At 60.3% G+C, this 19,022-nt stretch carries 19 protein-coding genes; 9 read left to right on the forward strand and 10 right to left on the reverse strand.

Annotated elements, in window-relative coordinates; genetic code table 11:
* Window positions 1-54: 54 nt before the first annotated feature.
* Both rimK and rimB read right to left on the reverse strand, forming a co-directional pair.
* Window positions 55-960: a 30S ribosomal protein S6--L-glutamate ligase gene (gene rimK / locus GKKCFE_RS27220; protein ID WP_047226843.1), complete on the reverse strand. Its 906-nt coding sequence runs from the start codon at window positions 958-960 to the stop codon at window positions 55-57.
* Complete coding sequence (gene rimB, locus GKKCFE_RS27225) at window positions 957-1,439, reverse strand: retropepsin-like aspartic endopeptidase RimB (protein ID WP_025211286.1); 483 nt, start codon at window positions 1,437-1,439, stop codon at window positions 957-959. The genes rimK and rimB overlap by 4 nt, the downstream gene beginning before the upstream one ends.
* A gap of 233 nt (window positions 1,440-1,672) precedes the next feature.
* Here rimB and GKKCFE_RS27230 point away from each other — a divergent pair, with 233 nt between their 5' ends.
* The 3 genes from GKKCFE_RS27230 (at window position 1,673) to GKKCFE_RS27240 (ending at window position 4,852) form a co-directional block, all read left to right on the forward strand.
* The gene (locus tag GKKCFE_RS27230) at window positions 1,673-2,077 is read left to right on the forward strand and encodes an RNA-binding S4 domain-containing protein (protein WP_047226844.1); all 405 of its coding nucleotides are present in this window, start codon (window positions 1,673-1,675) and stop codon (window positions 2,075-2,077) included.
* 149 nt (window positions 2,078-2,226) lie between these two features.
* Complete coding sequence (gene hslO, locus GKKCFE_RS27235; protein ID WP_047226845.1) at window positions 2,227-3,129, forward strand: Hsp33 family molecular chaperone HslO; 903 nt, start codon at window positions 2,227-2,229, stop codon at window positions 3,127-3,129.
* A 178-nt stretch (window positions 3,130-3,307) separates the two neighbouring features.
* Window positions 3,308-4,852: a phosphoenolpyruvate carboxykinase gene (locus GKKCFE_RS27240; RefSeq protein WP_445577329.1), complete on the forward strand. Its 1,545-nt coding sequence runs from the start codon at window positions 3,308-3,310 to the stop codon at window positions 4,850-4,852.
* A 169-nt stretch (window positions 4,853-5,021) separates the two neighbouring features.
* Here GKKCFE_RS27240 and GKKCFE_RS27245 read toward each other — a convergent pair whose 3' ends face one another.
* Window positions 5,022-5,375 (reverse strand): DUF1493 family protein, encoded by a 354-nt coding sequence (locus tag GKKCFE_RS27245; protein ID WP_445577330.1) that lies wholly within the window; start codon window positions 5,373-5,375, stop codon window positions 5,022-5,024.
* 148 nt (window positions 5,376-5,523) lie between these two features.
* A complete protein-coding gene (locus GKKCFE_RS27250) occupies window positions 5,524-6,588 on the reverse strand; it encodes a S8 family peptidase (RefSeq protein WP_188251758.1) in 1,065 nt (354 codons plus the stop codon).
* 251 nt (window positions 6,589-6,839) lie between these two features.
* On the opposite strand from GKKCFE_RS27250, the gene GKKCFE_RS27255 reads away from it, so the two are divergent.
* From GKKCFE_RS27255 to GKKCFE_RS27265, 3 genes are all read left to right on the forward strand, one after another.
* The gene (locus tag GKKCFE_RS27255; RefSeq protein WP_445577331.1) at window positions 6,840-8,768 is read left to right on the forward strand and encodes a RecQ family ATP-dependent DNA helicase; all 1,929 of its coding nucleotides are present in this window, start codon (window positions 6,840-6,842) and stop codon (window positions 8,766-8,768) included.
* Between the two features lie 107 nt (window positions 8,769-8,875).
* The gene (locus tag GKKCFE_RS27260) at window positions 8,876-10,117 is read left to right on the forward strand and encodes a 3-hydroxyacyl-CoA dehydrogenase (RefSeq protein WP_047226850.1); all 1,242 of its coding nucleotides are present in this window, start codon (window positions 8,876-8,878) and stop codon (window positions 10,115-10,117) included.
* A 39-nt stretch (window positions 10,118-10,156) separates the two neighbouring features.
* Complete coding sequence (locus GKKCFE_RS27265) at window positions 10,157-10,576, forward strand: acyl-CoA thioesterase (RefSeq protein WP_047226851.1); 420 nt, start codon at window positions 10,157-10,159, stop codon at window positions 10,574-10,576.
* 86 nt (window positions 10,577-10,662) lie between these two features.
* Here the strand turns inward: GKKCFE_RS27265 and GKKCFE_RS27270 are convergent, their stop codons facing one another.
* From GKKCFE_RS27270 to GKKCFE_RS27285, 4 genes are all read right to left on the reverse strand, one after another.
* Window positions 10,663-11,148, reverse strand: a complete 486-nt coding sequence (locus GKKCFE_RS27270) for a glycine zipper domain-containing protein (protein WP_047226852.1) — start codon at window positions 11,146-11,148, stop codon at window positions 10,663-10,665.
* Window positions 11,149-11,409: 261 nt separating this feature from the next.
* On the reverse strand, window positions 11,410-13,758 hold the full coding sequence (locus tag GKKCFE_RS27275; protein ID WP_047226853.1) for an FdhF/YdeP family oxidoreductase: 2,349 nt from the start codon (window positions 13,756-13,758) through the stop codon (window positions 11,410-11,412).
* Window positions 13,755-14,594 carry a formate dehydrogenase accessory sulfurtransferase FdhD gene (fdhD, locus tag GKKCFE_RS27280; protein ID WP_107323085.1) on the reverse strand — a complete coding sequence of 280 codons (840 nt, stop codon included), beginning with the start codon at window positions 14,592-14,594 and terminating at the stop codon, window positions 13,755-13,757. The genes GKKCFE_RS27275 and fdhD overlap by 4 nt, the downstream gene beginning before the upstream one ends.
* A gap of 93 nt (window positions 14,595-14,687) precedes the next feature.
* A complete protein-coding gene (locus tag GKKCFE_RS27285; RefSeq protein WP_139048814.1) occupies window positions 14,688-15,575 on the reverse strand; it encodes a LysR family transcriptional regulator in 888 nt (295 codons plus the stop codon).
* A 136-nt stretch (window positions 15,576-15,711) separates the two neighbouring features.
* Between GKKCFE_RS27285 and lysM the strand changes: the two genes are divergently transcribed.
* Window positions 15,712-16,161, forward strand: coding sequence for a peptidoglycan-binding protein LysM (gene lysM, locus GKKCFE_RS27290; RefSeq protein ID WP_047226856.1), 450 nt, complete (start codon window positions 15,712-15,714; stop codon window positions 16,159-16,161).
* Between the two features lie 112 nt (window positions 16,162-16,273).
* Here the strand turns inward: lysM and yrfG are convergent, their stop codons facing one another.
* Window positions 16,274-16,936: a GMP/IMP nucleotidase gene (gene yrfG, locus GKKCFE_RS27295; protein ID WP_139048815.1), complete on the reverse strand. Its 663-nt coding sequence runs from the start codon at window positions 16,934-16,936 to the stop codon at window positions 16,274-16,276.
* A gap of 88 nt (window positions 16,937-17,024) precedes the next feature.
* Here yrfG and nudE point away from each other — a divergent pair, with 88 nt between their 5' ends.
* Both nudE and cysQ read left to right on the forward strand, forming a co-directional pair.
* A complete protein-coding gene (gene nudE / locus GKKCFE_RS27300; RefSeq protein ID WP_316912458.1) occupies window positions 17,025-17,591 on the forward strand; it encodes an ADP compounds hydrolase NudE in 567 nt (188 codons plus the stop codon).
* Complete coding sequence (gene cysQ / locus GKKCFE_RS27305) at window positions 17,588-18,415, forward strand: 3'(2'),5'-bisphosphate nucleotidase CysQ (protein WP_339492252.1); 828 nt, start codon at window positions 17,588-17,590, stop codon at window positions 18,413-18,415. Before nudE ends, cysQ begins: the two co-directional genes overlap by 4 nt.
* 146 nt (window positions 18,416-18,561) lie before the next feature.
* Here the strand turns inward: cysQ and GKKCFE_RS27310 are convergent, their stop codons facing one another.
* Window positions 18,562-19,017, reverse strand: coding sequence for a YiiD C-terminal domain-containing protein (locus GKKCFE_RS27310; RefSeq protein ID WP_316912459.1), 456 nt, complete (start codon window positions 19,015-19,017; stop codon window positions 18,562-18,564).
* Window positions 19,018-19,022: the final 5 nt, after the last annotated feature.

Genomic DNA, 19,022 nt, shown 5'->3' on the forward strand with positions numbered 1-19,022 from the left:
CAAGTTAGAAGCGGTTTGGCTTGCAGCTTGAAACTTGCGGCTTGCGGCTGCTTTTTAGCCCTTACCCTTGGTCCGGGTCATGTTCGGCCCGCCATTCTTTTCCAGATGCTCGATGATGATCCCCGCCACGTTCTTGCTCGTGGTGGTTTCGATCCCTTCCAGGCCCGGCGACGAGTTGACCTCCATCACCAGCGGCCCGTGATTGGAACGCAGGATGTCTACCCCCGCCACGGCCAGGCCCATGACTTTAGCGGCGCGCAGGGCAGTCATGCGCTCTTGCGGCGTGATCTTGATCAGGCTCGCGCTACCGCCGCGATGCAGGTTGGAGCGAAATTCCCCGGGTTTGGCCTGGCGCTTCATCGAAGCGATCACCTTGTCGCCGACCACGAAGCAGCGAATGTCCGCGCCGCCGGCTTCCTTGATGTATTCCTGGACCATGATGTTCTGCTTCAGGCCCATGAACGCTTCGATCACCGACTCGGCGGCCGTCGCGGTTTCACACAGCACTACGCCGATACCCTGGGTGCCTTCCAGCACCTTGATGACCAGTGGCGCGCCGTTGACCATGGCAATCAAGTCGGGAATGTCGTCGGGAGAGTGGGCAAAACCGGTCACCGGCAAGCCGATCCCACGGCGCGACAACAATTGTAGCGAGCGCAACTTGTCCCGGGAGCGGGCGATGGCCACGGACTCGTTGAGGGGAAATACTCCCATCATTTCGAACTGGCGCAACACGGCGCAACCATAGAACGTTACCGACGCACCGATGCGCGGGATCACCGCATCGAACCCTTCCAGCGGCTTGCCACGGTAGTGGATCTGCGGCTTGTGGCTGGCAATGTTCATGTAGGCGCGCAGGGTATCGATCACCACCATTTCATGGCCACGTTCGGTCCCGGCTTCAACCAGGCGACGAGTGGAATACAGACGCGGATTACGCGACAGCACAGCGATCTTCATGCAACACCTGTGGCAGAGGTAGTGGACACCGGGAACACCGGCTTGTCTTGAACGTATTTGATGCCCGGATTGACCACCAACTGGCCGTCGATCAAGGCTTTGGAACCCAATAACAGGCGATATCGCATGGACTTGCGGCAGGCAAGCGTGAACTCGACTCGCCAGATCCGATCCCCCAGTGCCAGCGTCGTGCTGATCACGTAGCGAACCTGAGCGTGGCCGTTGGAGCTTTTTATCGTTTTGCGCGCCACCAATGGGGCTTCGCAGCGACGATGGCGCAACTGCACCACCGTTCCCAGATGCGCGGTGAAGCGCACCCATTTTTCACCGTCGCGCTCGAACGGCTCGATGTCGGTGGCGTGCAGGCTGGAGGTGCTGGCGCCGGTGTCGATTTTTGCCCGCAGGCCCGCGACACCCAGATCCGGGAGCGCCACCCACTCGCGCAGACCGACAACGGTCAGATGGTCAAAAGTCTTCAATAAAAAAACCTGCGATCAGTACATCGGATCGTGGAGCCCGCGAATCGCGGTATTCACGCAGAATAATCACAAAATGGCGACAGTTATCTACACACCTGTTTCCGCTCGTAACCGATACCGGCCCGCATCGTGCCGCAAGTCAGTTCGGCCGACATTCTATCTGTCGGGCCGAATTCGTGCGCTCGACAAAAACGGTAGTACAGTTCTGACTATTGGCTGAAAGAGGAATTGCAGTGGCACAAAAAAAGGAAGAAGACGACAAGGTCCGTCTCGATAAATGGTTGTGGGCAGCGCGATTCTATAAAACCCGCGCCCTGGCCAAGACCGCCATCGAAAGCGGCAAGGTCCATCACCGGGGCGAACGTTGCAAGCCGGGCAAGGAGCCTCGCATCGGCGACGAATATGTCATTCGCACCGGGTTCGACGAAAAAACCGTGGTTGTCCAAGCCCTGTCGATCGTGCGCCGCGGCGCGCCTGAAGCGCAGGCGCTGTATCGCGAGACCGAAGCCAGTATCGCCCGGCGCGAAACCGCAGCCGCCCAGCGCAAGGCCGGCGCCTTGGGGGTCAGCACCGATGGCAAGCCCAGCAAGAAGCAGCGTCGGGACCTGTTCAAGTTTCATGGCAGCAATAGCGAATAAAAGATCGGCAATTTGAGGCCGCAGTGCCTGTGGCTCGGATGCGCAGTCAGCCCCATCCCGTCCGACAAACCCTGGCCTTGCTTGGAACCCACCCGGAATGTCCATAAAATGCCCGTCATCCTTTGTCATCACCTCAGATACCAGACCCTATGACTGATTTGCCGGATACCGACTACACCCAACGCTTCATCTTCGATGACAGCGACACTCGTGGCGAACTGGTGGCGTTGGAGCGTAGCTACGCCGAAGTTCTTGCCAAGCATCCCTATCCGGAACCGGTCGCCCAACTGCTCGGTGAACTGATGGCGGCTGCGGCGCTGCTGGTCGGCACCTTGAAATTCGATGGCTTGCTGATTCTCCAGGCCCGTTCCGAAGGCCCGGTGCCATTGTTGATGATCGAATGCTCCAGCGAACGCGAGATCCGTGGCCTGGCCCGTTATCACGCCGAGCAGATCGCCCCCGACGCGACCCTGGCCGACATGATGCCCGATGGCGTGCTGGCGCTGACGGTCGATCCAACCCACGGCAAGCGCTACCAGGGTATTGTCGATCTCGATGGCACGTCTCTGGCTGAATGCTTCACCAACTACTTCGTCATGTCGCAACAGACCAACACTCGCTTCTGGCTCTATGCCGACGGGCGGCGTGCCCGTGGTTTGCTGCTGCAGCAGTTGCCCGCCGATCGCCTTCGCGACCCGCAAGAACGTGACGCCAGCTGGCAGCACATCACCGCTCTGGCCAGCACCCTGAGCGCCGATGAGCTACTGAGCCTGGACAACGAAACCGTGTTGCATCGTCTCTACCATCAAGAGCAGGTCCGCCTGTTCGACGTTCAGCCGTTGCGCTTCCAATGCAGCTGCTCTCGTGAACGTTCCGGCAATGCGCTGGTCAGTCTGGGTCTGGAAGATGCGCAGCAATTGGTGATCGAGCATGGTGGCGCCATCGAGATCGATTGCCAGTTTTGCAACGAGCGCTACCTGTTCGACGCTGCGGACATCGCCCAATTGTTCGCCGGTGCGGGTGTCGACACACCGTCAGATACTCGTCACTAAAACGGTTCAGCGCAGGTAAATCTCCTGGCAAACGCCGGATTTACGCCGTACTGACGGGAGGGCCCTACTTTTTTTGGGCTTTTCTGGCATAATCCGGCCCACTTTTTTCGGGTAGTAGTGCGCGACTTCCTACTACAAAACGTTTGGAGCACTCGGCCACAGGCCGACGGGGAATCTCATGACGCAAGCCAATAACGCCGTGTACACCGATCTGAGTGTCGATGATCTGGTCAAAGAAGCCCTCAGTCGCGGTGAAGGCGAGCTTGCCGATACTGGCGCGCTGGTTGTTCGCACCGGTCATCGTACCGGTCGTTCACCGGTTGACCGTTTCATCGTTGAAGAGCCGACCACCCAGGACGCCATTGCCTGGGGCCCGATCAACCGCAAGTTCCCGGCCGACAAGTTCGACGCCCTGTGGGACCGCGTAGCAGCCTATCTGGGCGAGCGTGAGCGTTTTGTCTCCCATGTTCATGTAGGTTCCGACCCTGCGCACTACCTGCCGGTCAAGATGACCACCGAGACTGCCTGGCACAACCTGTTCGGCCGCTGCCTGTTCATCAACCCCGAGCAGTACAACGCCGGTGGCAAGGATGAATGGCAGATCCTCAACGCGCCGAACTTCGTCTGCGAGCCTGAGCGCGACGGCACCAATTCCGACGGCACCGTGATCATCAACTTCGCGGCCAGGAAAGTACTGATCGCCGGCATGCGTTACGCCGGTGAAATGAAGAAAGCGCTGTTCTCCGTCCAGAACTTCCTGCTGCCAGCGGTTGACGTACTGCCTATGCACTGCGCCGCCAACATGGGCGAAGAGGGCGATGTAACCCTGTTCTTCGGTCTGTCGGGCACGGGCAAAACCACGCTGTCCGCCGATGAAAGCCGTTACCTGATCGGTGATGACGAGCACGGCTGGGGTGTTGGCGTGGTCTTCAACATTGAAGGCGGTTGCTATGCCAAGTGCATCGACCTGTCCGAGAAGAACGAGCCTGTTATCTGGAAAGCCATCCAGCACGGCGCCGTACTGGAAAACGTTGTCCTGGACCCGGTCACCAAGAAGGCCGATTACGCCGACGACAGCCTGACCCAGAACAGCCGCGCCGCCTACCCGCGTGAACTGATCGAAAAACGCGCACCGAAAAACCTCGGTGGCGAGCCAAACGCAGTGATCTTCCTGACTTGCGACCTGACCGGCGTACTGCCGCCGGTGTCGATCCTCAGTGAAGAACAAGCGGCCTACCACTTCCTGTCCGGTTACACCGCACTGGTGGGCTCGACTGAAATGGGTTCGGGCAGCGGCATCAAATCGACGTTCTCCACCTGCTTCGGCGCTCCATTCTTCCCACGTCCTGCTGGTGAATACGCTGAGCTGCTGATCAGGCGTATCCGCGGCTTCGGCTCCAAGGTCTACCTGGTCAACACCGGCTGGACCGGCGGTGGCTACGGCGTCGGCAAGCGCTTCAACATCCCGACCACCCGTGCGGTGATCGCGGCAATTCAGAGCGGCGCGCTGATCGGTGCTGAAACCGAGCACCTGGACATCATCAACCTGGACGTGCCGTTGGCTGTTCCGGGCGTTGAGACTGGCCTGTTGAACCCACGCAACACCTGGACCGACAAGGCTGCCTACGACGAAGCCGCCAAAGCATTGGCTGGCTTGTTCATCGAGAACTTCAAGAAGTTTGAAGTGAGCGACGCGATCAAGGCGGCTGGACCGCAGTTGTAAGGCTTGGTGAGCGAATGAAAAAACCGCCCTTTTCAGGGCGGTTTTTTTATGGACGGCTTTTGAGGGGGCGGATGCAATGCTGTGCTGCTCCCGGCTCGAAAGCAGCCATTATTCCACCTGGAATCACGGTAAACAGCCAGAATAATGCCACTTAATGCGTGCCGTTTGGCTACACCCCTTCCACTTCCTGCGTCTCCCAGCGCTGAGCCTTGATTGCCTTGTAGAGCATCCCAATGGTCAGTGGCACCTTGCTGCCACGGCCCTTGGCCCTGCGCTTTTGAAACACATCAAATCCTTCCGGCTGAAAGTAGCGGTACGCGTCGTAGTCAACGAGGTCGAGGGCGAACCGCTCCTCCAATGCTTCCATCAGATGCCGAGCGTCCGCGCCGTCACAGCCCAAGTCGAGATTGATGGCGGTGTCCAGACGGATTGTCTTGCGCTCCGGCAGGCCGATTTCTTCATGGAGCAGTTCCATGAGCTGGCGCATGGCGTGGTCGTCAGGAAAATCTGGGGCGAGGTACATGAAAAAATGTCCGGGCTGAGGGTGGCGTCTGTATAGGTGGAAAGTTTAGGGCGAAATCTTTGCCCGTTGGAAAAAGAAGAAATATCCCACGACCGTCTAGGAACTGTCCGGGAGGCTTCGACAGCCGCGAGCGGTAGCGGCTCCTGGTTCAGTCAGCCAGCGGTCCTGGGGCGCGTCGTGAGGCCGCCTCAAGGTCCATCAACCCTCTGCCGTAGGCTTCGCTGTTGGCGTAGATGCCAGTGCGGTTGGCTGTCGCCAGCAGATGTTCGCGCACTTGCTGGGCGTTGAGCTGCGGGTAGAGGCTTTGCAGCGCGGCCAGTGCGCCACTGACCAACGCGGCGGCCGGGGATGTGCCGGCGGTTTGCACGTAACGGCCATCCTTGCCCACGGTAAGCAGGCCTGCCTGTGGACCTGCGTCGCCGCCGGGTACGGCGATGCACCAGGCGGCTGCGACGCCGCAATAGTTGGATTTTCCATTGATGGTGCTGCCATCGTTTTTCAACGCCACGACCGCGATCCAGCCTTTCTCCAGTTCCGGCAACGCTGCCGGTAACCCAGGTTCGGCCAAGGGCTCGCGCTTGAGCTCATTGCCGGTCGGGAAGACAAATACGGCGCCGTCTTCCACCAGTTTTCGGGCAGCGGCCAGGGAGTCGGGCATCACCTGGTTGTAACGTGCTTCAGTGATTTCGGTGGCGGGGATGGCGTTGGCCCACGAGTTATTGAACAGGCGCGCGCCCTTGTCGAAACCGCTTTGCCAGGACTGTGCGATTTCGCTGTCGAAAAAAAACGGTTCGTTGTCGTCGCCGAAACGGAAGGGGATCAACCTGGCCTCAAACGCGATGCCATGCATGCCCTGGTCGTCCTTGTTGGCGGCGAGGATGCCGGCCATTTGCGTGCCGTGACCGACCCGGTCAAGGGTACCGGGACGGTTTTCGACATGGTCGAATCCGGGGTCACCCAGCCTGCCCTCGAACTCCGTCAGCCTGCTGTTCAGTCCAGAGTCAATCAGCGCCACGGTCACGTTCCGGCCGGTGCCACCCCGGGCATACAGAGCTGAGGCTTTGACGATGGCCAGACCTTGCTGGGCGCGGTATTCCGGTGTTTCGAACACGGTGGTTCGCATGTCGGGTTGTGCTGGAATGGTCAAGCAACCGGCCAGCAGTGAGGCCGACGTTAGCGCCAGGGTGCGTAGCGCGGAAAATGGATGTGACATGGTTCAGTCCTTGAGCGGAGTCTTGAGCGCCAGGCTTCCAGGCCTGTAACGCATGAGTGGATGGCGCACCTTACCTTGCAAGCGAAACGGGAACGAGGCATCAAAGTGCCTGGATTTGTATCGCCTCATGGCAAAGCACAAAGGCGCTGAGGCTGTATCATCCGGTATCGTTTTCCCCCCAAACCTTTTCTCGACTCCCTGCGCCGTCCGGCTAGGCTTTTGGCATCGCAGCAGTCAAGGAGTGACCGCCTATGCACAGCACCCTGGAACAGGTTTTCGGTTATCCGCAGTTTCGCCCCGGTCAGGAAGCTGCCGTCAGCGCAGTACTTGCCGGTCGGTCGGCAGCGGCCATTTTTCCTACCGGCTCGGGCAAGTCCCTGTGCTATCAATTGCCGGCCCTGCTATTACCGCATCTGACCCTGGTGGTCTCGCCGCTGCTGGCACTGATGCAGGACCAACTGGCGTTCCTGCATCGCCATGGCATTGCGGCGGCGAGTATCGATTCAGTCCAGCGTCGTGACGAAGCCAGCGAGGTCATGGCACGGGCCCGTTCGGGCGAGTTGAAGATTCTGATGATTTCGGTGGAGCGGCTGAAGAACGAGCGCTTTCGCAATTTCCTGCAGCAGGTACCGATCTCGTTGCTGGTGGTAGATGAAGCCCACTGTATTTCCGAATGGGGGCATAACTTTCGTCCCGACTACCTCAAGCTCCCCGACTACCAGCGTCAGTTCGACATTCCCCAGGTGTTGCTGTTGACGGCCACCGCAACGCCCAAAGTCATCGCGGACATGCAGGCGAAGTTCGCCATCGCCCCCGACGATGTGGTCACCACCGGCTTCTATCGACCCAACCTCAACCTGCTGGTGGAACCGGTGCGCGGCGCGGATAAACGGCGGCGACTGGTGCAATGGCTGGGCGAGCGAGCCGGGCAGCCGAGCATCGTCTATGTCACCTTGCAGCGAACCGCCGAGCAGATTGCCGAGCACTTGAGCCAGCATGGGATTGGGGCCGAGGCTTATCACGCCGGCTTACCTCATGAACAACGCGAAGCCATCCAGCGCCGGTTCATGGGCGGGCAGTGCAATTGCATCGTTGCGACCATCGCCTTCGGCATGGGTATCGACAAGAGTGATATCCGCAACGTGGCGCATTTCGACCTGCCTAAATCCATCGAGAACTACAGCCAGGAGATCGGCCGGGCGGGGCGTGACGGGTTGCCGTCCGATTGTCTGGTCCTGGCCAACCGTGACAGCCTCAACGTGCTGGAAAACTTTGTTTATGGCGATACGCCGGAGCTGGCGGGTATTCGGTGCGTGCTTGATGAGTTGAAGGCCGCAGCTGCCGATGGCCAATGGGAGTTTTTGCTGGGGCCGCTGGCGGACAAGAGCAACATCCGGCAACTGCCGCTCAAGACGCTGCTGGTGCAATTGGAACTGCGCCGGCTGATCGCGCCGCGTTATGCCTATTTCGCGGAGTATCGCTTCAAGTTTCTGATCGAGCCGCAGGCATTGCTCGAGCACTTCGAAGGGGAGCGTCAGGCGTTTGTCTCGGCCATCATCCAGACCTCCAGCCGTGCCCGTACCTGGGCCACGGTGGATTTCGACGGGATGTACCAGCTGTATCACGCCGAGCGTAACCGCGTGGTCAAGGCGCTGGATTACTTTCAGGAAAAGGGCTGGGTCGAGCTGGAAAGCAAACAGATGACCGAGGTGTATAACGTGCTTGAAGCAGGGTTCGACGTTCAGGCGCTGAGCGCCGAGTTGCACGACTATTTCACCCGGCACGAGCGTGGGGAGATCGCGCGGATCCACGCGATGCTCGAACTGTTCGCCACCGATCATTGCCTCGGTTATCGGTTGGCCCAGTATTTCGGCGATGAAAGTGCACCGCAGCGCTGTGGTCATTGTTCGGTGTGCCATGGACACGTTGCCCGTCTGCCGGAGCCACCACCATTACCAGTACTGGTGGACAGAGACTTCAACGCACTGTGTGGCGACTTTATCAACAGGCACGAGCAGCATACCGGCAGTGCACCCTCTGCGGAGCGGGTGACCCGGTTCCTCTGCGGCATCAGCGTGCCGTTGTTCACCAAACTGAAGGCACGGACGATTCCAGGATATGCGCAGCTGGAGGATTACCCATACGCCGAAGTTCGCCGCTGGGTTCAAGCGGCTTTGTAATCCGCATCCATCCGATGAATGCCCGCCATCACACGAATAAATTTCAAAAATATTCTGCGGCTGACTAAGGTGAGGGCTGTCTTTGGATCGCCAACAAGAGAGCAAACATGAGCCAGACACCCTTCGATATTCAGCGCGCCGCCGTAGTCGGTGCAGGCACTATGGGGCGGGGCATCGTGATGTGCCTGGCCAACGCCGGCGTGACGGTGCAGTGGGTCGACAACAACCCGCAGATGCTGGAACAGGCGTTAGCTGCCGTGGCCGATACTTATGCCCACAACGTGCGCCAGGGCCGTATCGACCAGGGTGAAGCCGATGCCCGAATCGCCAGGGTGACGCGGGCAGATGACTACGCGGCGATCCGCAATGTGGATCTGGTCATCGAGGCGGTTTACGAGAACCTTGAGCTCAAGCAGAAGATCTTCCGCGAGCTGGACGGCTTGCTCAAGCCGCAAGCCATTCTGGCGAGCAACACCTCGGCGCTGGACATCGATGCGATTGCCGCCGTCACCCGCCGCCCCACCCAGGTGTTGGGTCTGCACTTCTTCAGCCCGGCGCACATCATGAAGTTGCTGGAAATCGTTCGTGGTGCGCAAACCTCCAAAGCGGTGCTGGACGCAGCCCTGGTATTGGGCAAGCGCATGGGCAAGGTCAGCGTGGTGTCGGGCAATTGCCACGGGTTCATCGGCAATCGGATGCTTCACCCCTATGTGCTGGAGGCGCGCAAGATGCTGCTGGAAGGGGCGTTTCCCCATCAGGTTGACGCGGCATTGCAGGGTTTCGGCTTCGCCATGGGGCCGTTTCGCATGTACGACGTCGTCGGCATCGACCTGGAGTGGCGCGCTCGGGAACTGGCGGGCAAAGGTCAGGATGCACCCGAGGTGCAAGTGGACAACCGTTTGTGCGAACTGGGTCGGTTCGGCCAGAAAAGCGGCAACGGGTACTATCACTACGAAGCCGGCAGTCGCCAGGCCGAGCATGATGTAGAGGTCGATGCGCTGGTGCAGCGAGTCAGTGAAACGTTGGGTTTTCAGCGTCGCGAGATCGGCCCCGAGGAAGTCCTCGAGCGTTGCTTGCTGGCGCTGGTCAATGAGGGCGCGAAAATCCTGCAGGAAGGTATTGCCGAGTCGGCTCATGACATCGACCTGGTGTATCTCAACGGCTACGGCTTCCCCGCGGACAAGGGCGGCCCGATGGCCTGGGCCGACCATCAGGGACTTGAAGACATCCATGCACGGCTGCTGGAACTCGAAACGAAGCAGGGGGACCACTGGAAGCCCGCGCGTCTGATCGGGGAGCTGGCGGCCCAGGGCAAGGGATTCGCACAACACCAGGCCTCAAAATCCTGAACAACGCATGAACCATTGAGCAACCGTAAAGGACACCTGATGCCCCAACGTAGCGAATACCCGCACCTGCAACCGATCACCACACGCTGGCACGACAACGACGTGTACGGTCACGTCAACAACGTGACTTATTACAGTTTTTTCGACACGGCGGTGAACACTTATCTGATCGAGGTCGGCGGCCTCGATATCCACGATGGGGAGGTGGTGGGGTTCGTGGTGAGTTCGGCTTGCGACTACTTTGCCTCGATCGCCTTTCCCGACCGGATTGAAATCGGTCTGCGGGTGGGGAAGCTGGGCAGCAGTTCAGTGCAGTATGAGCTGGCGGTGTTCAAGGCGGGGGAGGAGGAGGCCTGCGCGGCGGGGCGCTTTGTGCATGTTTTTGTGGAGCGGTCTTCGAATCGGCCAGTGGCGATTCCGGATCGGTTGCGCGCCGCTTTGGAACGGCTGGTGATTTAAGCGAAAAATCGCAGTCTCCTGTCAGACGCTTGAGAAGCGCTGACGAAGACTGCGATTTTCTATCGACTACTGGTTAGAGCCAGTGATCAATCGTCGTGATAGCGATGTTTGTGCTTGTGCTTGCGATGCCCATAGGCATGGCCACGACCTGGATGGCCGTCACGGTAGTAACGGCGATCACCACGGCGACCGTCATAACGACGATCGTCGTCATCGTCCTTGCCCATATAGTTGCCCAGTGCACCGCCAGCGCCGCCGCCTGCTGCTGCACCGATCAGGCTGCCGGTGGTGCCGCCTACGCTACGGCCGACCACGTTACCGCCGGCTGCGCCCAGCGCACCGCCAATCGCTGCTTCGCCGCGGCTGCGTTTGTCCGCACCGACCGCACTGCCACCCGCGCCACCCAAGGCTGCGCCGATGGTGGACCCGGTGTTGCCGCCCAAGGACTGGCCGACCACAGAACCCAGAACCCCGCCCAATGCGCCGCCCACGCCTGCTTCGGTGGTGCCACCGGCAGAGGCTGCGCCACTGATCAGGCCAAGGGACAACAAGAGAATCGAGGAGAACTTCATAGAGGAGCCTCAAAGGGATGACGGCGCGATCCTGAGGCTGGCTTCGCTTGGTTACAATCGAAATCCGACGAGTAACACGACTTGTGCACAATTCGATAAGTTATTGTTTTTTGAGCGGAACTTAACAGATTTTCGCCGGTCTTTAGCTACTTCGGACAGGCCGTTTTCTATGGAAAACGGCCTTTTTTGTGGGCGATTGAAAAGTAGGATTGTGGGAGCCAAGCCTTGCTCCCACACAACCTAATCTCCTGGCACGTTGTGTCAGGCCGACTTGGCCAGAATCAGCCCATTCTCGCTCGCCGCTTCCAGACGGATCGCCACGAATTTCGAAGTCGGGGTATGGCTGCCGTCGCCGGTGCTCTCCAACGGCACCAACGGATTCACTTCAGGGTAATAGGCGGCGGCCTGTCCGGCGGGAATGTCGAATGCCAACAGGGTAAAGCCTTTGACCCGTCGCTCGCGGCCGTCATCCCAGAGCGAGACGATGTCGGCCTTCTGCCCAGGTTTGAAGCCCAGTCGAATGATGTCCGCTTCGTTGACGAACAACACGTCACGCTGGCCCTTCACGCCGCGATAGCGGTCATCGAGGCCATAGATGGTGGTGTTGTACTGATCGTGGGAGCGCATGGACTGCATGATCAGGTCAGGCAACTGCCCGGTGGCGCGGGTGCGCTCATGCACCAGGTCGGTCGGCAACCGGTTGGGCTTGAAGTTGGCGCGGCCTGAGGCGGTGTTCCAGCGACGTGCACCGGCGCTGTTACCCAGATAGAAGCCGCCGGGGTTCTGGAGCTTTTCGTTGAAGTCTTTGAACCCCGGGATGGTATCGGCGATCAGGTCGCGGATGCGGTTGTAGTCCGCCACCAGCCAGTTCCAGTCCACCGGGTGGTGGCCCAGTGTGGCGGCGGCGATGCCGGCAATGATCCAGGGCTCGGAACGCATCTGGTTCGACAGCGGCTGCAATTGGCCATTGGATGCATGGACCATGCTGAAGGAGTCTTCCACGGTCACCGCTTGTGCGCCTTCGACTTGCAGGTCGATGTCGGTACGGCCCAGGCACGGTAGGATCAGCGCCTCTTTTCCATGAGCCAGATGGCTGCGGTTGAGCTTGGTGCTGATCTGCACAGTCAGGTCGCAATTGCCCAACGCCTGGAACGTCCGATCACTGTCCGGGGTGGCCTGGGCGAAGTTGCCGCCCAGAGCGATGAAGACCTTCGCCCGGCCGTCAGCCATGGCGTGGATCGCTTCGACCACGTTGTGGCCATTCTCGCGCGGCACCTTGAACTGGAAGCGACGCTCCAGCGAGTCAAGGAACGCCGCCGGCGGACGCTCGTTGATGCCCATGGTCCGGTCGCCCTGCACGTTACTGTGGCCGCGAACCGGGCACAGGCCGGCGCCCGGCCGGCCGATGTTGCCGCGCAGCAGCATCAGGTTGGCGATTTCCTGGATGGTCGCCACCGAATGGCGGTGTTGGGTGATGCCCATCGCCCAGCACATGATCACGTTCTTGCTGATGGCGTACATGCGCGCCGCTTGTTCGATCTCGACCAGGGTCAAGCCCGACTGCTCAACGATCTGCTCCCATGGCGTGTCATCGACCACGGCCAGGTAATCCAGTACGTCGATGCTGTGTTCGTTCAGGAACGCGTGGTCGAACACTGCAGCAGCGCCGGTGTTTTGCGCCTCACGTTCCCATTGCAGCAGGAACTTGGCCATGCCCCGCAGCACGGCCATGTCGCCACCCAGTGCTGGACGGAAATAGGCGGAGTTGGTCGGTTTATCCCCGTTGGTAAGCATCTCGATCGGGTTTTGCGGGTGCTGGAAACGCTCCAGGCCACGCTCCTTGAGCGGGTTGATGCACACCACCTGGGCGCCGCGTTTCACTGCTTCGCGCAGCGGTTCGAGCATGCGTGGATGGTTGGTGCCCGGGTTCTGGCCCCAGACGAAAATCGCGTCGGCGTGCTCGAAATCGTCGAAAGTCACGGTGCCTTTGCCTACGCCGACACTCTGAGACAGCGCCACGCCACTGGCTTCATGGCACATGTTCGAGCAGTCGGGAAAGTTGTTGGTGCCGTAGGCGCGCACGAACAACTGATAAAGGTAGGCTGCTTCGTTGCTGGCCCGGCCCGAGGTATAGAACTCAGCCTGGTTCGGGCTGGAGAGCCCCTGCAAGTGTTTGCCGATCAGGGCAAAGGCCGCTTCCCAACTGATGGGTTTGTAGCGGTCGGTTTCGGCGTCGTAGCTCAGTGGCTCGGTCAGGCGCCCCTGGTATTCCAGCCAATAGTCGCTCTGCTCCAGCAGCGACGTCACACTGTGTTTGGCGAAGAATGCGCCATCGACACGGCGCTTGGTCGCTTCCCAGTTCACGGCTTTGGCGCCGTTCTCGCAGAACTTGACCATGCCGCTTTCCGGCGAGTCGCCCCAGGCACAGCCTGGGCAGTCAAAGCCGCCGTTCTGGTTGGTCTTGAGCATCATGCGCAGGTTCTTCAGCGCATTGTCGCTGGTCAGCCAGGCCTGGGCGACGCTGATCAGCGCGCCCCAACCACCGGCCGGGCCCTTGTAGGGCTTGTAGCGCGGTACGGGTTTCTGATCGGCTTGTTGATGATTGCTCACGCTTGATTCTCCATCGCAGGGCTATAGACCCGCGGCGCACTTTTCTGCGGCAGGTGGATGAGATTGAGGTTGTGCTGGCGGGCCCACTGCACGGCAAGGCCGGTGGGTGACGACAGGCTGACCAGGGTCTGGATGCCGGCGCGCAACACCTTCTGGATCAATTCGAGGCTGCAACGACTGGTGACGATCGCCACGCCTCCGTTCACCGGGATCTGTTGCCGGATCAGCGCGCCGATCAGTTTGTCGAGCGCGTTGTGCCGGCCGATATCTTCGCGTCCCAGCAGCAATTGGCCTTGGGCGTTCATGAACAGGGCCGCGTGGACCGCGCCGCAATGCTGGCCCAGGGGCTGGAACTGGCCGATGCGTTGACGCAGGCCTTCGAGCCACTGGGCCGGTGGCAGTGGCGTGCCGGGCAGTGCCTTGAGGTTCGGTAATGCCTGCTCCACCGCTTCCACCCCGCAAAGCCCGCAGCCACTGGTGCCGGCCAGTTGTCGGCGTTGTTGCTTGAGGTTCCAGAAGGCGCGGTTGGCGATGGTTACCTGGGCGTATTGCGCAGACCCGTCGCCGCTCAGTTGCACGTCATAGATGTCCGCAGGGTGTTCAATGATGCCGCTGCCTAGGCTGAAGCCGACGATGAAGTCTTCAAGGTCAGACGGCGTGACCAGCATGACGGCCTGACTGATGCCGTTATAGGCGATCGCCAGCGCCACTTCCTCGGCCAGCGCGGTGCTGTCCGATTGGGAATGGTCCAGGTTGCAGTAGCGATAGCTCTGGCTGGCGGCTGGCGCGGGTATTTTCTCCGCAGGCGCAGAACAGACCGGAGGCTTGTCGTTCATAGGCATCACTGACAGTGGGAATAGTGATAAGACTAAATGCGGCAATCTGCCACGTCTAATCGCTATTACTGATCTATCAATAGATGACGTCGATCAAGATGTCGTTGATGATTTCTGATAGAGGGCGAAGCAAGCTTCCGCCAAAGCCGAGCGTGGAGCGCCGCGGCGCATGATCAGACCCAGTGGGACCAGGGTTTGCGCGTCTTCGATGGGCTGGATGCGCAAGTCCTGGGTCAGCATGCCCACGCCACTGTCCAGCGGCATCACTGCGCAACACAGTCCGCCGTGCACGGCTTGTAACAATTGATGCACTGCGTCGGTTTGCAGCAGAGGGCGGGGTGTGAGGCCTCGACTGTGGAAGTTGTGGTCGATGGACTGACGAAAATGCATGCCGCTGGTGAGCATGCCCAGGGGCAACTCGATCAGCGCCTCCCAGCTCAGCGGCTGCTCGCCGAAATAGAAGTATCGCTGGTCAAAGAGCAAGCCCATGCGCGTATGGTTGAAGGGCAGGGCGTCGAAGCGCTCGGTGTCCAGGCGCTCCAGATAGGAAATGCCCAGGTCGATGCGGTTGTTCGCCAGTTGTTCGAGGATGCGTTCGGAGCTTAAGGATGACAATTCGAAATGCAGGTTAGGGTGCTCGCTGTGCAGCCGCTGCATCATCGACAACGGATCGAAGTCCGACAATGGCACCACACCCAGGCGCAGGGTACCCACCAGGTTGCCACGGCAGGCCGCCGCTTCGGCCTGTAGACCGTCATAGGCCGCCATGACCGTGCGTGCCCAGGCCAACACCCGCTCCCCCGGAGCGGTGAAACCTTCAAAGCGCTGTCCTCGATTGACCAGCGGCAGACCCAGCTCTTCTTCAAGGCTGCGCAGGCGCATTGACAGGGTCGGTTGAGTGATGTGGCAGCGCGCGGCCGCCTGGCCGAAGTGGCGGGTTTCGTCGAGCGCGATGAGAAATTTCAGCTGCTTGATGTCCATCTTCGTTCCAGGGCGCGGGAAGGTTGGGATTCTAGCGCTTTGTGCGCGGCAGGGTCATTGGTCGGCTGGGAACCGGGTTCGTTTGGCTTGGTCTAGGCTTTTGCGTCTGGACACTTAAACCTATGGAGAGAACACGATGAGCCTTTTCAGTTTTTTGAAAGATGCCGGTGAGAAAATTCTTGATGCACTGACGCCCGACAAGGCACAGGCCAACAGCGAAGCGCTGACCAATCACGTAAAGGAGGCGCTGACAGGCATTGATACTTCAAAGATCCAGGTGAAAGTCGAGGGCGAAAAAGTCATTGCCTCGGGTGAAGCCGCGACCCAGGAAGAGAAAGAAAAGATTTTGTTGGCGCTGGGCAACGTGCACGGTATCAGTGAAGTCGATGACCAAATCACCGTGACGGGTCCTGTGGCCACTGAGGCCAAGTTCGTTACCGTCGTAAAAGGTGACACCCTGAGCGCCATTTCCAAGCGTGTTTATGGCGATGCGAACAAGTACAACAAGATTTTTGAAGCCAACAAACCGATGCTGTCGCATCCGGACAAGATCTATCCGGGGCAGGTGCTGCGCATTCCCGAATAAAGCTTGAGGACCGCATCGTCTTCATCGCGAGCAGGCTCGCTCCCACACTGGATCTGTGGCGAACAAGGAACCTTGTGAGAGCGAGCCTGCTCGCGATGCAAACGGCCGGCTATCAAAGCCCGGCAATCAAATCCCGATAATCCCCCAACGCCTCGAACTCCCCCGTATCCTTCGGCCCTTTGCGGCTGTCCGGTACGCTGACCGCCAGCAGGTGTGCCACGCCGAATTCCCGGGCGCTGCGCAGCACTGGCAAGGTGTCGTCGATAAACAGGCTGCGGGCCGGGTCGAAGTTCAGATCGGCTTGCAGGGCATCCCAGAACTGCGGGCTTTCCTTGGGGAAACCGTAGTCGTGAGAGCTGATCAAACGTTCGAAGTAAGGGGCCAGTTCGATGCGTTCCAGCTTCAGGGACAATGAGTCGCGATGGGCGTTGGTGATCATTACCACCCGTTTACCCGCCCGCTGGATCGCCGCCAGGAACGTGTCGGCGTCCGGGCGCAGGGCAATCAGGTGCGCGGTTTCCAGCTTCAGTTCGCGCACCGGCAATTTCAACTCGCTGCTCCAGAAGTCCAGGCAATACCACTGCAATTGACCGGCGTTGCGCTCGAACAGCGGCTGCAACTCCAGCTCCGCCATGGCCCGGCTCACGCCATGCAGTTCGGCGTAGCGTTGGGGCAAGTGTTCCATCCAGAAATGGTTGTCGTAATGCAGGTCCAGCAGGGTGCCGTCCATGTCCAGCAGCACCGTGTCGATCTCGTGCCAGGGCAGCAAGGCCATAAAACTTCTCCAGCGGTAATCGGATATCCGACACAAACAATCAGAATAGGCCGGGTATAGTAGCCCGCTATCGCCCAGGGAGCCGTTTATGCGCCAGAAACCCACCATACTCGATCGACGGATCGTCGCCACCAGCCGCCTGTTTTGCGTGGAAGAACTGAAACTGCGGTTTTCCAACGGCGTGGAGCGCACCTATGAGCGTTTGGCGGGCAAGGGCGCAGGTTACGGCGCGGTAATGATCGTGGCGATGCTCGACGCCGATCACGCCGTGTTGGTGGAAGAATACTGCGGCGGCACCGATGCCTACGAATTGTCCCTGCCCAAGGGGTTGATCGAGCCGGGTGAAGACGTGTTGGCGGCGGCTGAGCGGGAGCTTAAAGAAGAGGCCGGCTATGGTGCACGTCAGTTGGAACACCTGACTGAACTGTCCCTGTCCCCCGGCTACATGAGCCAGAAGATCCAGGTGGTGCTGGCGACCGATCTCTATGAAGAGCGGCTGGAAGGCGACGAGCCTGAGCCGATGCGCGTGGACAAGGTCAACCTGCGTGAGTTGTCGGCCTTGGCGCAAAACCCTCAATTCACGGAGGGCCGGGCCTTGGCGGCGCTGTACCTGGCCCGTGACCTGCTGGCCCAGCGCGGAGCGTTCCTGTCATGAATTTCCCCCATCCTCTGATGGCCCCTGTGGTCGAGCTGGCGCTCAAGGCCGGTGAGGCGATCCTGCCGTTCTGGCGAGCCAATGTGCAGGTCAACCATAAGGCCGACGCATCGCCGGTGACCGCCGCGGACATGGCCGCTCACGATGTGATCGTGGCCGGGCTGACCGCGTTGGCGCCGGATATTGCAATCCTCTCCGAAGAGGACGCCAATATTGCGCAAAGCGTGCGCGCCGGCTGGCAACGCTGGTGGCTGGTGGACCCGCTGGACGGCACCAAGGAGTTCATTTCCGGCAGCGAAGAGTTCACCGTCAATATCGCACTGGTCGAGCAGGGGCGGGTGGTGTTTGGCGTAGTGTCGATGCCCACCAATGGTCGCTTTTACGTCGGTGGCGCGGGGTTCGGCGCCTGGCGTGGCGACAAGGGGGTCGAGCCTTTGCCGATCGAAGTGCGTAACGTGCCGGCGCCGGGTGATGCTTTTACGGTGGTCGCCAGCCGTCGCCATACCAGCCCGGAGCAAGAGCGTCTCTTGGGCGGCTTGAGCGAGAGCCTGGGTGAGTTGCAACTGACCAGCATCGGCAGTTCGTTGAAATTCTGCCTGCTGGCCGAGGGCGCGGCGGATTGCTATCCGCGACTGGCGCCGACGTCCCAGTGGGACACCGCCGCCGCCCAAGGCGTGCTGGAGGGTGCGGGCGGCGAGGTGCTGGACCTACGCGGCGAGCCGTTCTGCTATCCGCCGCGGGAGTCGCTGCTGAATGAATCCTTCCTGGCCTTGCCGGCAAAGGCGGCGTGGCGTGGGAAACTGCTGGAACTGGCCCGCTCCTGAATCGGCTGCCCCTTGCTGGACCTGGGACAGTTGTTGTGGCGAGGGCGCTTGCTCCCGCTGGGCTGCGAAGCGGCCCCAATGCGTCTGCTGCGCAGCCGAGCGGGAGCAAGCTCCCTCGCCACAGGGGTTTTTATGATGCTCGGGGGTCAGCGGTGCAACACGTACTGCCCCACAAATTGCACCGCTGGAACTTCGCTCCCGGCATTTATCACCTGGGTCTGCAAGGTCAGTCGCGCGCGTCCGTAGCGCCGGTAGGTGGCCAGGAAGCGTTTCCAGACCTTTTCTTCGGGAGCCTGGCAAATGACCGTGGCGTCCCTCGTGACTGGCAGTGGATAGCTGATCTGCCCTTCCTGAATGACGATATGCCCGTCCTCAATGCCCTCTTCGCGCAAGGCCAGGTGTAGCCAGCCCCAGCCGCCCAGCACTGCGCCGCAGTACAGGCTGCCGCCGAACATGGTGCTCTTGTGGTTGACGTTGGCCTCCAGCGGTAAAAACAGGCGCAGTTGCCGGGCCTGCCAGTCGAGCACCTTCAGGCCCATGTCCCGCGTCAACGGGATGTCGTGGTGCAGGATCGATTCCAGGTAGCGGCTGTCGCGGTTCATGCAGG

This window comes from Pseudomonas sp. E141 (assembly GCF_052659885.1).